21 protein-coding genes and 1 pseudogene are annotated in these 13838 nt (G+C 55.4%); 18 read left to right on the top strand and 4 right to left on the bottom strand.

What is annotated here, in order from left to right; translation table 11 throughout:
- Positions 1–80: 80 nt before the first annotated feature.
- From ACT3T7_RS02200 to ltrA, 18 genes are all read left to right on the top strand, one after another.
- Positions 81–362, top strand: a complete 282-nt coding sequence (locus ACT3T7_RS02200) for a hypothetical protein (protein ID WP_444629932.1) — start codon at positions 81–83, stop codon at positions 360–362.
- Between the two features lie 393 nt (positions 363–755).
- A complete protein-coding gene (locus ACT3T7_RS02195; RefSeq protein ID WP_444629931.1) occupies positions 756–944 on the top strand; it encodes a hypothetical protein in 189 nt (62 codons plus the stop codon).
- Between the two features lie 91 nt (positions 945–1035).
- On the top strand, positions 1036–1359 hold the full coding sequence (locus tag ACT3T7_RS02190; RefSeq protein WP_444629930.1) for a hypothetical protein: 324 nt from the start codon (positions 1036–1038) through the stop codon (positions 1357–1359).
- On the top strand, positions 1356–1775 hold the full coding sequence (locus tag ACT3T7_RS02185; RefSeq protein WP_444629929.1) for a DUF551 domain-containing protein: 420 nt from the start codon (positions 1356–1358) through the stop codon (positions 1773–1775). Before ACT3T7_RS02190 ends, ACT3T7_RS02185 begins: the two co-directional genes overlap by 4 nt.
- Before the next feature lie 73 nt (positions 1776–1848).
- Positions 1849–2136, top strand: coding sequence for a hypothetical protein (locus ACT3T7_RS02180; protein ID WP_444629928.1), 288 nt, complete (start codon positions 1849–1851; stop codon positions 2134–2136).
- The gene (locus ACT3T7_RS02175; protein ID WP_444629927.1) at positions 2133–3044 is read left to right on the top strand and encodes a recombinase RecT; all 912 of its coding nucleotides are present in this window, start codon (positions 2133–2135) and stop codon (positions 3042–3044) included. Before ACT3T7_RS02180 ends, ACT3T7_RS02175 begins: the two co-directional genes overlap by 4 nt.
- Complete coding sequence (locus ACT3T7_RS02170) at positions 3041–3700, top strand: lambda exonuclease family protein (RefSeq protein WP_444629926.1); 660 nt, start codon at positions 3041–3043, stop codon at positions 3698–3700. Before ACT3T7_RS02175 ends, ACT3T7_RS02170 begins: the two co-directional genes overlap by 4 nt.
- A 9-nt stretch (positions 3701–3709) precedes the next feature.
- A complete protein-coding gene (locus ACT3T7_RS02165) occupies positions 3710–4834 on the top strand; it encodes a hypothetical protein (protein ID WP_444629925.1) in 1125 nt (374 codons plus the stop codon).
- Between the two features lie 37 nt (positions 4835–4871).
- Entirely contained in the window at positions 4872–5252 is a 381-nt protein-coding gene (locus ACT3T7_RS02160; protein ID WP_444629924.1) for a hypothetical protein, read from the top strand.
- Between the two features lie 36 nt (positions 5253–5288).
- Positions 5289–5528, top strand: a complete 240-nt coding sequence (locus ACT3T7_RS02155) for a hypothetical protein (protein ID WP_444629923.1) — start codon at positions 5289–5291, stop codon at positions 5526–5528.
- Positions 5529–5613: 85 nt separating this feature from the next.
- Positions 5614–5811, top strand: a complete 198-nt coding sequence (locus ACT3T7_RS02150) for a hypothetical protein (RefSeq protein ID WP_444629922.1) — start codon at positions 5614–5616, stop codon at positions 5809–5811.
- A 174-nt stretch (positions 5812–5985) separates the two neighbouring features.
- Positions 5986–6168 carry a hypothetical protein gene (locus ACT3T7_RS02145; protein WP_444629921.1) on the top strand — a complete coding sequence of 61 codons (183 nt, stop codon included), beginning with the start codon at positions 5986–5988 and terminating at the stop codon, positions 6166–6168.
- On the top strand, positions 6168–6716 hold the full coding sequence (locus ACT3T7_RS02140) for a hypothetical protein (RefSeq protein WP_444629920.1): 549 nt from the start codon (positions 6168–6170) through the stop codon (positions 6714–6716). Before ACT3T7_RS02145 ends, ACT3T7_RS02140 begins: the two co-directional genes overlap by 1 nt.
- Before the next feature lie 279 nt (positions 6717–6995).
- On the top strand, positions 6996–7550 hold the full coding sequence (locus ACT3T7_RS02135; protein ID WP_444629919.1) for a hypothetical protein: 555 nt from the start codon (positions 6996–6998) through the stop codon (positions 7548–7550).
- A 60-nt stretch (positions 7551–7610) separates the two neighbouring features.
- Positions 7611–8030, top strand: a complete 420-nt coding sequence (locus ACT3T7_RS02130; RefSeq protein WP_444629918.1) for a hypothetical protein — start codon at positions 7611–7613, stop codon at positions 8028–8030.
- A gap of 71 nt (positions 8031–8101) precedes the next feature.
- Positions 8102–8329, top strand: coding sequence for a DUF4224 domain-containing protein (locus ACT3T7_RS02125; protein WP_444629917.1), 228 nt, complete (start codon positions 8102–8104; stop codon positions 8327–8329).
- Positions 8326–9351 (top strand): tyrosine-type recombinase/integrase, encoded by a 1026-nt coding sequence (locus tag ACT3T7_RS02120; RefSeq protein WP_444629916.1) that lies wholly within the window; start codon positions 8326–8328, stop codon positions 9349–9351. Before ACT3T7_RS02125 ends, ACT3T7_RS02120 begins: the two co-directional genes overlap by 4 nt.
- A 686-nt stretch (positions 9352–10037) precedes the next feature.
- Positions 10038–11426, top strand: a complete 1389-nt coding sequence (gene ltrA, locus ACT3T7_RS02115; protein ID WP_444629915.1) for a group II intron reverse transcriptase/maturase — start codon at positions 10038–10040, stop codon at positions 11424–11426.
- Between the two features lie 74 nt (positions 11427–11500).
- Here the strand turns inward: ltrA and ACT3T7_RS02110 are convergent, their stop codons facing one another.
- The 4 genes and pseudogenes from ACT3T7_RS02110 to ACT3T7_RS02095 form a co-directional block, all read right to left on the bottom strand.
- Positions 11501–11821 carry a site-specific integrase gene (locus ACT3T7_RS02110; RefSeq protein ID WP_444629914.1) on the bottom strand — a complete coding sequence of 107 codons (321 nt, stop codon included), beginning with the start codon at positions 11819–11821 and terminating at the stop codon, positions 11501–11503.
- Positions 11752–12594: a tyrosine-type recombinase/integrase gene (locus ACT3T7_RS02105; RefSeq protein ID WP_444629913.1), complete on the bottom strand. Its 843-nt coding sequence runs from the start codon at positions 12592–12594 to the stop codon at positions 11752–11754. Before ACT3T7_RS02105 ends, ACT3T7_RS02110 begins: the two co-directional genes overlap by 70 nt.
- A pseudogene (locus ACT3T7_RS02100) lies at positions 12477–12749 on the bottom strand (helix-turn-helix domain-containing protein); the annotation flags it as partial. The gene ACT3T7_RS02105 and the pseudogene ACT3T7_RS02100, both read right to left, overlap by 118 nt.
- A gap of 737 nt (positions 12750–13486) precedes the next feature.
- Positions 13487–13774, bottom strand: coding sequence for a hypothetical protein (locus ACT3T7_RS02095; protein ID WP_444629912.1), 288 nt, complete (start codon positions 13772–13774; stop codon positions 13487–13489).
- Between the last annotated feature and the right edge of the window lie 64 nt (positions 13775–13838).

Here is a 13838-nt window from a genome sequence, read left to right as displayed (position 1 = left end):
CGCACGGCTATTAGCCATCAGGTTCATGGAAGCGGGAGATCAGCCCCCGCCACCCTTCACGAATTACACAGGAGAGCGTTATGAACGGTGAGTTTGCAAAGATTTTTGAAGTAGAGGGTCATCAAGTGCTTATCCATGCGGATAAGAACGACGATAACGAGCCATGCATTACCGCCTCGCTTCAAGCGGATATGGGGCGCATTGATTTGTCCTTTGCTTATCACGATGAGGATAGCGGCTGGGATAAGCGCGATCACAACATAGCGAAGGTGCTGGCGGGTGACGAATTCATAGCGCGTAAAGCGTATGAGCAGGTTAAGGATATGGGCTTCTTGGATGCGTTCAGCAAGCCGGTCGACTAGCCGCTAATCAACAGGAGGTGGGTATGGCAAAGGCTCACTACAAGGTTCCCGGCGTCGATTGCCGGTCTATGGGCCAGACAGAGCATGAATTCACTCACCAGGCTGCCTGCGGTTACGTGAGAGATAACGTGACCACTAAAGTGGATAAGGTTACCTGCAAGCTATGTTTGCGGGAAATGAGCAAGACCCGTTCCGCTGGGTAAACGCGGCCTAAAGCCTTCCCGTTCGGCTGAGAATAGAGCGGGCATTAGGGTAACGCTCTGTTCGTCGGTGCATCCCCTAACTAACGCGGACCAGCCACGTCATCAAGCAGAGCGTTACCCAGTGCTTGAAGAAAGACTCCTTGCTTGCCCACTCCGGTGGGCTTTTTTATACCCAATAAATGAGGCCGACATGAATCCTAACCACGAAGAGTTCCGCGCCCAGCTACGCGCTAAGGGCAAGCATATCAGTGAGCAGCCGAAAATCGGCAGCAAGTTCGACCCCGCACGACTGCGCGGCAAGAACGCATTGCGCTGGGCTGTTTATGGCGAGCGCAAAACCAAGCAGGCCGCGCCGTTGCAACTCTGGGCCGCCCCGTAATGCCCCGCGACCTAATCATTTTCCTATCACTGACATTTGCTGTGAGCGTAACGGTGTTTATCGCGCTGATTCGCAGCAAGTAGGAGGCTTTATGAACACGGCTTACGCAGTACCGGATCAGGACGATGTGCGCTACATGCAGCACGCCCCGGCGAATGATGACGATCACGATTATGAAGTTGAGCTGAAGCGCAAAGAGGCTTATGAGGAGCTTCATAAAGATGGCTGGCTGCCCGATGATCGTGACGTTAGCGCGATCTACGCGATGTTTTTGGAAGAGGATCAAGGCGAGCTTTTGGAGTTGGCCTATAGCGCCAGATGCGTCGGAGCACATTCACGGAATAGCGTTGGTATCCGCATCGCAGACAAGCTCAACGCGATCATAGACCGCGAAATTGCAAAGGTGGTGGTATGAGCCAGTGGAAAGTAACCGGCGGCAGCTATGACAGCGCAGGGCGCGGCGTCTTCACGGTCACCAAGGGCAGTAAGCGCTTGGATCATCGCGAGCAGGACGAGCTTGAGGCGCTGCTGATCGGATGGATCAGTGTTGACGATGAAATGCCCCCGCCATTGAAAGATGTGCAGGTTGTCCAGCTTTTCGAAGGTACGGGAAAGCGAGCGCAAATGGTAGGGCGATATATCCCCCGATTCACAGAAGAATCGTCCGATGAAAGTGATGGGTGGGAGGAATACAACGAGGAGGACGATACGTATTACACGCCCGCCGGATGGTATGAGGTGCAAAACAATTGGGGTGAGTTTGCCTACATCCATTGCAGTGAAGGGCCAGTTACGCACTGGAGGCATCTTTCAGAGCTGCCCACCAACTAAAAAGCCCGCATACCTGGGCGAACAGGTAGCGGGCCAGATCAACGTCGAGAAGATCAATACGGAGAATATCACAATGGGAAAGCTATACAACGAAGAAAAGGTTCTTTACTTCGCTAACGAGGCTAAAGGTTTGCATGTATCGGTGCGCGAAGAAGACGATACCGACCTATCGAACATAGTTAATAGCCTGCTAGATAGAAAGCTTATACAGCGCGTTGCGGTGGATGACTCCGGGCTGTACTACAAGACCACAGAAGCTGGCGAGAAGCGCCTGCTGCAGCTGCAAATCCAGTGGCGTAAAGGGCGCGGCAAGTCAGTGCTTAAACACGAGAAGCGACTGAAAGAACTGGAGGCAGCATGAGCAATGCGATAGCAACGCTGACCGAAGATATTTACGCCCAGCGAGACGCCTTTGCTGCCGTTCTCAGCGAGCCTAGCCTGAACTTCGACCGAGAGGCCGGGTTCGCTATTCAGGCGATGCAGAGCAACGATTTTCTGGCAAAGATTGCCATGAGCAATCGGCAGTCGTTAGTCAATGCGGTGAACAATACGGCGTCCATCGGCATCAGCCTCAACCCAGCCAAGAAACAGGCCTATCTGGTGCCTCGGGATGGTCGCGTGTGCCTCGACATTAGCTACATGGGCCTGGTTGATCTGGCTACCAGCACCGGCTCAATTCGCTGGGCGCAGGCCGAGCTTGTCCATGCCAGCGACCACTTTGAGCTGAGCGGCATTGATCGTGCGCCCCTTCACAAATTCAACCCATTTCACCCTGAGCGCGGCGATATAGTCGGCGCTTACGTGGTAGTCAAGACGGCAGACGGCGACTACCTCACTACCTGCATGAGCCGCGCCGACATTGATTCGATCATGAATCGCTCGCAGTCGGTGAAGTCGGGCAAGTCGTCACCCTGGAAAACAGACTACGGCGAAATGGCCAAGAAGACCGTGGTTAAGCGGGCCTATAAATACTGGCCCAAGACTGAGCGGCTAGAGAACGCCATTCACCACTTGAACACCGATGGCGGCGAAGGCTTAGCGCCTACGGACAAGCAGCAATCAAACCCTGAGCTGGCTAACCGCTGGATTAACGAAGTCATCAAGGCGGAAAGCGCCGAAGCGTTGGCTGAGATATGGAAAAACGGGCTTGCCGAGATCCGGGCATCCAAGGATATGGTGGCTTACAACCAGTTCAAGGCAGAGGTGGCCAAGCGCGGCGATGCATTAAAGCAGGCCGAGCAGAATACTTATGAAGGAGAGACGGCATGAAGATCCTGCATTTGACGCAAGGCAGCGCTGAATGGCTGGCCGCTCGCGCTGGCGTTATCACCGCTTCTAAATTCGTTGATGCTCGGGCAACGCTAAGTCGCGCAAGTAAGAACGGCAAAGCGGGAGATCCTGCTGGCAAGGCGGTTGAATATGCGTGGCAGGTAGCGCTAGAGCGCATCGCTGGCGAGCCTGTTAGTGAGGCCTTCGCCACGTGGCAAATGCGCAGGGGCACGGAGCTTGAGCCCGAAGCGCGCATGGCCTACGAAATGAAGACCGGCCTACTGGCTAGCGAGGAAGGCTTGATTCTTTCTGATGACGGCCTGTTTGGCTACTCCGCCGATGGACTGGTGGACGATGACGGCATTATCGAGATCAAGTGTCCAGCCAACTGCCAGAAGATTGGCGACATTTGGACGAACCCCGAAGCCGCGGCGGATGAGTACATCGACCAGATTCAGGGCGGCATGTGGATCACTGGCCGCAAGTGGTGCGACTTCATCATGTATTGCCCATGGCTAGAGCCGGTCGGGAAAGAGCTGTTCCGCAAGCGGATTGAGCGCGATGACGATTACATCGCAGCGCTTGAGAGTGATCTGAATAACTTCGCAGCCTTAGTTGGCCGATACGAAACCACGCTGCGCGCCGAAGCGGCCTAGGAGAACAGCATGACCGAAGTAGCCGAAAAGGAATCGACCGAGTTAGTCACCGTGCCGTCGAAGGATACGGCGCTGGAAGTGTTCAAGGCCGAGCAAGGCCTTGATCCCTACCTGCAAACGATTCGCCAGGAGCTGGATAGCTTTCTCGCCGAGCCGCCCTCCCTGGATACCGCAACGGGCCGCAAGGCCTACGCATCCATGGCTCACAAGATAGCCCGCAGCAAAACGGCAATCGACAACATTGGCAAGGAGCTGGTAGCCGACCTTAAACAGCTACCGAAGACTATCGACGCTGAGCGAAAGCGGTGGCGTGACCAGCTAGACGAATGGCGCGACGAGGCGCGCGGGCCGCTGAATGAATGGGAGGCTGCCGAAGAAAAACGTATTGCCGGTCATCAAGAGGGCATTGCCGCAATGCGGTGTTGCGCCGAATTCCTTGATGATAGTGAAGTGATCGAACTCGAATCTACAATCACATGGCTTGAAGGTCAGGGTATCAACGAGCGCTGGCAGGAGTTTGAAGCCGAAGCGCACCGCGTTAAAGCAGCTAGCCTTGCCGCTTTAAAAGCCGCCCTTGAGCGCCGCCAGAAATACGAGGCCGAGCAAGCCGAGCTTGAACACTTACGCCGAGAAGCAGTCCAGCGCGAGCAGAAAGAGCGCGAGGAACGCATTGCCCGAGAAGCGGAGGAACGTGCACGGCGTGAAGCTGAGCAAGCCGCGCAGGCTGAACGCGAGGCCGTGGCGCGGCGTGAGCGGCAGGCAAAAGACGAAGCGGCGCGTAAAGAGCGCGAGGCCAAGGAAGCCGCAGAGCGCCGTGAGCGGGAATATCAGGAAGGCATTGCCAAGGCAAAGCGTGATGCAGAGTTAGCCGCCCGGCGTATTCAGGAAGAACACGACCGCAAAGAGCGTGAGCGCGTAGCCGAGCAAGAGCGGCAAGAGCAGGCCCGATTGGATGCCGAGCGCCGCCAGCAGGAGGAGGTTGCCCGCCGCCAAGCCGACAAAGAGCATCGCGCCACAATCAATCGCACAGCCATGCAGGCCATGATCGACGGCGGCATGCCCGAGGAATGCGCGAAGCAGGCTATCACGCTCATTGCGCGAGGGCAGGTGCCCGGAATCACCATCAACTATTAGCAGCCCTCGAAGGGGCTTTTTTATGCCGGGAGGTTTTATGTCAGCGCATCCCGAATGGACGACGCGAGAGGTGGCCGTCTTGCGCCGAGAGTATCCGCTGGGCACGCCGGTAACAGAAATTGCCGCGATGCTTGGGCGTTCTCAGCAGGCAGTGCACGTCAAGGCGCAGCGGCTCGGCGTCCGCCACCCACTGCAAGACGCCAGCGTAGCGGTTTCGCGATTTGAGCAGGAGCGCGGCGCACCGCTAATTGAGATAGCCATGCAGTACCGGAATATGAGGCTAGCCAGACGGGAGTTAGCGGCTGACATAGGCCTTTATTGTGAGACGCTAAAGCGGTTTATACCGCCTGAGATATGGCATTCATGGCCGCATTACACAGCCGGTAGACGGCTAGCCAACGAACAACGCAGAGCCTAGCGCCTCGCCTGTCGGGGCTTTTTATTGGAGTGAACAATGAGCCTTTTTCCCTTTTCTCACAAATTAATAAGCCGAGTGACCGGCGATCCTGCTGATCAAATTGAGACGGTTTCCGTGGGGCGCGCCACTGTATATGCGGACTTTGATGACGAAGAGACGGCGGCGATATTGCCCGAATCTCAGGCGGCCATTTTTTACCGCCTACAAGGCGAAAGTAAGCTCAAAGTTGCCATTATCATGGTTGACGAGTTTCGACAAGCGGCAGGTGAAAAATGAGCTACCTGGATTACAGCCACTGGATGCTTGTCGAGTGGGCTCAAGCCGAAGCGCGGGATGCCTGGGAGCGGTATGTGGAGGGGTTATGACCACATACGAGGAAATCTCCACCTGCCGAAAGCGCAACAGGCGCTACTGGAACCAAGGCAGCCGCTACATTATCGCCCACATACGCGAAGCCCAGCGCCTCCAAGATCACGACCGCGAAGCGCACTGCCGCCGATGGTTGGCCAGTTCCCGGAAGCAGCGCGCCGAGCATGCCTACCTGAAAGATGGCCTATGAAGCCCACAACTAAACGCTGTCCGAAATGCGACTGCATACGCCTTCGCCTATTCCCAAGCATGAACTACAAGCAGTGCGACCGATGCCTGCACCGCTTCCCGTGGCACCTTGATCCGGGGCAGAAGCCGCTTATCGGGCCGAGCGCAGACCGTTACATCATTACCGGAGATAAACATGGATCGAACATTGGAAAGTATCGAGGCGATTAACGAGCAGCTAGCGTCCCGAAATGAGGACATTGAAGCAGATAAAGCGGCGTTAATTGCCGAAAACGGGACATTAGCGGAGCGTGTCGCTGCGCTTGAAGAAGATAACGCAGAGTTGCGGCGGCAGCTTGTTTCAATGAGGGCGGCGTGATGGAAATCAATGATGATAATGCTACCGAGCGCTACAGGCAGATCGCTCAAGAAGCGCACGACGACGCGATGATGTATAGAGACAAGCTTGAGGCTGCTGAGCTGCGCATTGCCGAGCTTGAGCAGTCGCTAGAAAGGCAAGCCAAGGCCGCAATCAGCGGAATGGATGCAGCTAAAGCGGTGGCCAGTTCCAATTTGGAACATGCCACGCGGCTACATTCTGAATGCAGCCCGGAGGCGCTGGAGAGCGAGCGGGCGGCTAATGCTCTACTGACTGAGCGCGTTGCTGAGCTTGAGGAGCGAGAGCAGTCGCTATGGGAAACGCTAGTTAAGATTGCTGACCATATAGGCATTGATTATCAAGCAGCAAGAGGTAGGGACGGAAAACCTAGCGACGTTTACATTGAGCACATCAATCGCGTCAAAACTTTGGCACAAGCTGATGAGCTGGCTAATTGTTGCGACATCCTGACCGATAAAGGCCATGTTGACGCAGCCATTGAAGTTCACTCATTAAACCAAGAGCGACGCCAGCAGGCCGAGGCCTAGCAATGACCCACCAGCCAAGGGGCGGGCAGTGCACGGCCTGTCGCCACGCCCTCGAAGATTGCAGCCACCTACCGTTTAACCAGATGCCGCCCATGTCACGGCACAAGGGCGTCGTCATCGTTCGGTGCACTGAATATGCTCGATCAGCTACCGCAGGCCCGCCGCATAGCGAGGCTCGCACGGCTTAGCCTGGTGGGAGCATCGCCGCAGTGGCGGCTATCGACACGACTGTTTAAAGACTATGGCCGCTGATGCGGTTTTTTAATGCCTGGAGGATTTATGAGCTACACAGAAATGTATTTTTTAAAGGACAGCGGCTACGCCAAGGAGGAATTTAAAAACGCATGGCGTGGCGCGATGTACGTCTGGCAAGACGTCGCTAAGCGCTACTGCAAGATGGACCGGTTCCCGATGGGGATTATGAGCGGTGATGAAGAAAAGATGAGAGAAGTCTGGAACTTCGATAGTCGTCACCCAGGTGAGATGGCTGAGCATGACGCCATTGTAATGCTTAGCACTATGGATAATGCGCTATTAGAGCCAAGCCAATGGGAGCGAGTCGCTAACGCGTTTGAAAAATATAGCGAGGCTCACCCAGATAGCTCGCTCGGGGAGCAGGCTCAGGCGCTAAGAGGAGTGATGGAATCCGAAGAAGGCAAGGAGGTCGTTGCCATCGGCTGGTGCCAGACCAGTGTTTGCGGTGATGCATGGACTGATTTTAATGAGGATGACGACACTATTGTTTATGACCCTAAAGCCGGTGATAAGCACTGGTGGATGATAGAGCAATATAACGAGCTGCACTCACCTAAGGATGCTCCAGAGCCAGCATGATAATTTTTCCACCGATTAGCAGGCCGCCATTGGGCGGTTTTTTGTTTTCTGGAGATTGATATGACAAGCACAGCATTTGATGACCAGTTTTCAGTTTGCACGCCGGAGGAAGAGGAGGCGTTTAAAGCCATTGAGGCGCAGCAGAAGGGGCGCACATCAGAGAGCGCAATATCCAGTCAGCGAGAACGGTTTGAGGCGTGGGTGTTGTCAAATTTACCTACTTACGGAGTAGATCAATTCGTCAACGGTGGATACATACACTCTGGCACCCAATTGGCTTGGGCAGCATGGCAAGCCGCATGTCCGGAAGGCTGGCAGGTGGTGCCGATCCAGTCAGTTGATCAGCAAATAGACGCAGGCTGCGAGGCAACCGGAGATTGTGAGCAGCTGGGAGAATGTCACCACGATTGCGATTGCAGCGTTGCGCCAAAGGTCTACCGAGCCATGCTATCAGCCGCACCAAGGCCGGGGGATGCATGAAGCCGCTAACAGCACATACCGATTAACAGCCGCCCGCTGAGGCGGCTTTTCGCTTTCAAAGGAGGTGTAAAATGGCAGCCCTTTTTCTGACCCACGAAGAAATCGAGCACCTGACCGGCCGTAAGCGCTGCAAAGAGCAGAGCGACACGCTTACCAAAATGGGGGTGAGGTGGCAGGTTAACGCAGCAGGCGTATTGATCGTCGGGCGGCGTCATGTAGAGCAAGTGCTGTCTGGCGAGGGCTTGGCAGCCAATGATCAGGAGCGCAAGAAACCCAACCTTAAGGCGTTGAACGGATGAACGATAACCCGGGCATTCCGCGCGTCTACTGGAAAAGTGGCGCGTGGAGATATAAATGCAATGACCGCCAGAAGGCGCTTATAGGAAACAGCTGGATCAAGCTTGGCACAACAGCAAAGGAGGCAAAGGCAGAATTTGAGAAGTGGCAGGCGCGCTTATTTCCTAGAGCAGGCATGGGCCGCATCTTTGATCGCTACGAAGCCGAGATAATCCCTGCTAAGCGCTCAGAAGCAACGCGGCGCTCAAATATGCAGGAGCTAAAGAAACTACGCGCTGTATTCGCTGAGTGCGAGCCTGACGATATAAAGGTTCACGATATTTACGCCTATATGGATGCAAGGGGCGTGCAGTCGAAGAATCAGGCTAACCATGAGCTTGCCTTGCTCAAGCATATTTTTCGCTATGCGCAACGCTGGGGCATTGTTGAGCATAACCCAGCCGACCCGGTGACCAAGTTTAAGCTCAAGCCTCGCGACCGCTATGTAAACGATGCCGAGTTTAGTGCTTTCCTGCGCCACACATCACCTTGGGTACGCCGGTACGCTTTGCTGAAATACAAAACAGGCTTGCGGCAGCGTGACTTGCTGCAGCTTAGGCTGGATCAGTTAACGATTGATGGTATTGCTTTACGCAGCAGTAAAGTGGGCAAGCTGATCATTATCCCCTGGGATGATGAGCTAAAGGTTTTGGTTGCCGAGGTGAAGGCCGACAATTTAACGCGGGGGAAGCAGGGCGCTACCTTGTTCTGCAAGCGAAATGGAGAAGCGTACGATAAAGATCATTTCCACAGCCGATGGCAGTACGGCATGAGAAAGGCTATAAAGGAGGGCGGCATAGATCGCTTCACCGAGCACGACCTTCGTGCCAAGCATGCAACTGATGCAGAGCTATTAGGTATCGACGTACAATCCAACTTGCAGCATAGTGATCGCCGGACGACTGAGATTTACCTTCGCGCCAAACAAGTGGCCACCGTCCAATCATTAAATGCCGACCGCTTTAAAATTGACGATTTTGGGTAACGTCCCGCCCGCCAAAGCAGCTAGGTAACACCATTAAAACCACTCTGTATAACGCAACATCGTTATACAGCGCCCTAGAACGCCTTTGATTTTAAACAGAAAAACAGCACTTATACTACGGTCTTGAAAACCGGCATAGGTTAATAGCCTATCCAGGGTTCGAATCCCTGTCCCTCCGCCATCTCGATTCTAAAGCCCCGTTTTTACGGGGCTTTTTTCGTTGTGCGCCAGGCATGGCGCGTAGCGCCTTGATAGGCGCTGTTCCTGGGGGTGGTGCCTCAGGATGACTTGGGGGTGAAAGTCCCCTGCACGCCCGGCAAGGGGAAGTGCTAGCCGACGGCAAGGGTGTCTCCCGCGAGAGAGAATCTGAAGGAAGCCCGAGGCAAAACGCTGGCCTGACGAACAGGAAGTGGATACGAGGCGTCATGGCGGGGTGAGGTGGCAATGATCACTAAAGCCCAATACTTGTACGGAACGCCATGATGTAAATCCGACAGGCATAAGCGGGAAGGTCGCGCGTCTTACCCTGGGAGGTCTGGTGGTCTGCCACAGTGCTACCGGCGTCGAGAGGCGACGGGATAGATCACCAGACGTCAGCAGAGGCCATAGTAAGTGCCGGTTCACCACGGCACCAAGGGCCGAACATGAAGAACCGCGAGTAGGCGATAACGTCTCGAGGATCGATCATGAAGACAGAAACCGACGCTAATACCGTCACTCACCCAGAGGGGCAGGAGCAGAACTCCGCGCCCCGGCCGGTGAGCGTCGAGACGATCCCGGCGTCGCTATCGTGGACGAAAGTGGAGCCAACCACGCTCATGGAACGGGTCGTTGACCCGGAGAACATGGCGCGAGCTTACCGTAAGGTGGTGGCCAACAAAGGCGCACCGGGTGTCGATGGCATGACGGTGCATCAGTTAGCTGACCATCTAAGGAAGTACTGGTCAACGCTGCGCGAGCGACTGTTGGCCGATGAGTATCACCCCAGCCAGATCCGAGCCGCCACTATCCCCAAACCTGAAGGGGGAGAGCGGCAACTCGGCATCCCCACGGTCACCGACCGGCTCATCCAGCAAGCACTGTCGCAGGTGCTGACGCCGATCTTCGATCCGACCTTCTCCGAGTCGAGTTACGGCTACCGCCCCAAGCGCAGTGCCAGGCAGGCCGTATCGGCCATGAAGGCCCACGTCACCGCCGGCCACCGCTGGGTGGTCGACCTTGACCTGGAGGCTTTCTTCGACCGAGTGAACCACGACCTGCTGATGGCACGGGTCGCGCGGCACGTTGACGACAAGCGCGTGCGGCGTCTGATCCGTCGTTATCTGGAGGCGGGTATGTTCCAGCATGGCTTGCCCACGCCGAGGCGGCAGGGAACCCCCCAGGGCGGACCCCTCAGCCCGCTACTGGCGAACATCCTGCTGGACGACATGGACAAGGAGCTGGAACGCCGAGGCCACCGCTTCTGCCGCTACGCCGATGACGTGCAGGTGTATGTCAAAAGCTGGCGAGCAGGCGAGCGGGTCATGGGCAGCTTGAGTGAGTATCTCGAGAGCTCACTTCGGCTGACGGTCAATCGCCGTAAAAGTGCGGTGGACCGGCCATGGCGACGCGGCTACCTGGGCTACAGCCTCACTCGGCACAAGCAGTTGAAACTGACGCTAGCCAAGGCCAGCCTGACGCGCATGATGCAGCGTGTCCGTGAGATCCTGAAACGTGGCAGGGGGCGCAACATCCAGCGGACAATCGAAGGGTTGAGGCCAGTCCTGCGAGGATGGGCCCATTACTTCAGCCTTGTTGATGTGAAACGCCCCTTGGAAGCGCTGGATCAATGGATACGACGGCGCTTGCGCGGTCTGATCTGGCGGCAATGGAAGCGCCCGGCGACCCGGCGTCGGAAACTCCGAGGCCTGGGTCTGGACGCGTGCCGTGCTTGGAAATCGGCGGGCAATGGGCGAGGGCCCTGGTGGAACGCCGGAGCCTCGCACATGAATGAGGCCCTGCCGAGAAAGTGGTTTTACGATCTGGGCCTGATCTCGATACTCGATACGGTCAGATGGCTCAAACGTTGTTCATGAACCGCCGTGGTACGGAACCGTATGCCCGGTGGTGTGAGAGGACAGGGGAGGCGACTCCCCTTCCTACTCGAATTCTAGGCTTTCTTTTTTCTGCCCAGCAACGCTTCTATATTTTCCGCCGGTTCTTTTACGTGATGAGAACGTGATTGCAGCTTGGCGACGGCATCCCTTGCTCGATGTGGTGCTAAGTGCGCATAGCGCTCTGTCATGTTTATGGTGGAGTGACCAAGAACCTCTTTTACATCTGCCAGCGGTACGCCTTCCGACACCAGCCAGCTTGCGCATGTGTGCCGCAAGTCATGGATGGTGAAGGCTTTGATACCCGCTAAAGCACATACCTTTTTAAATATTGGGTTCGGGTAAACATAACGGCTACCATCACGCTTAGAGAACACCCAAGGAGAAGAAGGGCAATAGGTCTGGCCGTATCGATGCCGACGCTTAACGCAGCCACTGCTGGCTCGTTCAGCGGTATCGTACGACGCTTACCTGCTTTGCTGTCTTCGGGCTCCAACGTTATCAGCGTATGCTCCCAGTTCACTCGCCGCCATTCCAGCTTTAGCAGCTCGCCTTTGCGTGCGCCTGTATGCAATGCCAACTCGATAAAGTCGGCTAAGCGGTCACCCTCGCGAGTCGCTTTAGCCTTCTCGATGAGCGTGTCGGCTTCCTTGCGGGTGATCCAGCGCACGCGCCCAGGCGGTTCTTTAAGCATCCGGCCCTTCACAGGGTTGGGTAGCGACCATTCCATATGCGTCACCGCATGGGTAATCATGGCCGCCAGTATGGCCAGCTCTCGATTGATCGTTGCGGGCCCGACACCTTCGCTCTGCCGGTAGGCAATAAAGGCACGTATATCTGCACCTTCCAAAGTCCCCATCACCTTATCGGCACCAAAGAAGTCGTACAGCTTGCCGGTGCGCATCATGATGTCGGACAGCGAACGTTTATCCTGGCTGGCCAATAGATACTCTGTAGCAACCTCAGCAAAGCTGCGTTCCGGCGCCTCATCCCAATAGGATTGGCGATAAAGCTGCGCTTTCCACTTTCCTTCTAGCGCCTCTGCAGCTTGCTTGTCGGTCGTCCGAGTAGAGCGTCTAATTGGCTCGCCGCCTCCCGGCGGGGATAGGTAGACCCACCAATAAGGCGAGTCTGGGCGCTTATACGGCATGGCTTTCCTCCCGTTTTCGCGCCGGGTGCATCGGTAGTGTCGCTTACCGATGCAGCTCCGGCAATCATGGCTTGCAAGGCTTGCTTATTGACGTAGGTTTTGCCGCCGATTTTGAGGCCTGGCAGCGTGCCATCCTTTACCCAGCGCGACACAGTGGCAGGATGACAAGCTACAGTTCTGTAGCAGCCTCATCGCGGCTCATTAGCATTTCGCCATGGTTATCTCCAGGCATAAAAAAACGCTCATTGGCGGCGATAGTTTTTAAAGAGTTGGGTTGATACTCGCCAATAAGGCGTATCAGGTATTAATCGCTGTCGCCTCAGTAGGGCAGCGATCCGCTTGACGTTGGGAAGATCGGTTAGCATGCTCAAACTCCGTGCATCGCACGATTACCTTATGCTTGCACTTGCTTAAGGTGGGCATGGTTGGAAAGGGGAGGTGGCTGCAGTCTTTGATAGCGTGGCGGCAGGCCATGCACATGCTGCCTTTGGAGTGGTGGGTCATTGATTGCCCTCGATCTGGCGGCTGAGTCGCGCAGTGAGTAACGGCGACAGCGAGTATCCATCCACTTCGAACCAGGATCGGTTGCAACGTCTATGAGCTGTTTCCGGTATGTTTCGACTCCCATGGCCAGCTTGTCAACTGATAAGCTTTGATTAAGGTAGCGTCCCATCACGTACCCTCATTGGCTTGGCTGAGGCGTCACGCATATCTACTGCAAATTCGCGCATACCTTTACCGCTAACATTAGGGTAATTGGGGTCTTGCGAGCACGGGCTTCGATGTGGCTGACAATATTTTCCAAGCATTCAGCCCATTGTTCGATTGCCTCAGTCTGCTTTATCGCGATTGCTTTAGCGAACTGATCAATATACTGCTCTTCAGTTGAGCCCTAGGAATTAACCAAGCATTCATCTTCTGGTTCATCATCTGGGTAATCTTCGTCTGGCTCTCCCGGGACCATGAAGAACTTGTTTTCAATAGCATGCAGATACTTTGCAAAAAGCCAGCAATTTTGAATATTCGTTACTATCACGGAGGTCTGGCGGCGAATATCGTGGCGAGCCGGACAGCCTATGGTATCCACTACCGCTTCTGCATGCGCTGCCAGTTCGTCACGCTCGGCCTTAACCTGCTCTAGCTCTTTTAGTGCGTCGGTATATTGTTGATCCATAGCCATTACGCGGCCCTCATCTAAACAAGCTGCCGCCGCAGCTCTGCATTATCTGCTTCGAGTGCAGCAA

The organism is Halomonas sp. 111 (genome assembly GCF_052379685.1).
GTDB lineage: Bacteria > Pseudomonadota > Gammaproteobacteria > Pseudomonadales > Halomonadaceae > Vreelandella > Vreelandella citrativorans.
Note: the sequence above shows the minus strand (reverse complement) of the source record. Positions and strands in the feature narration are given on the sequence as shown.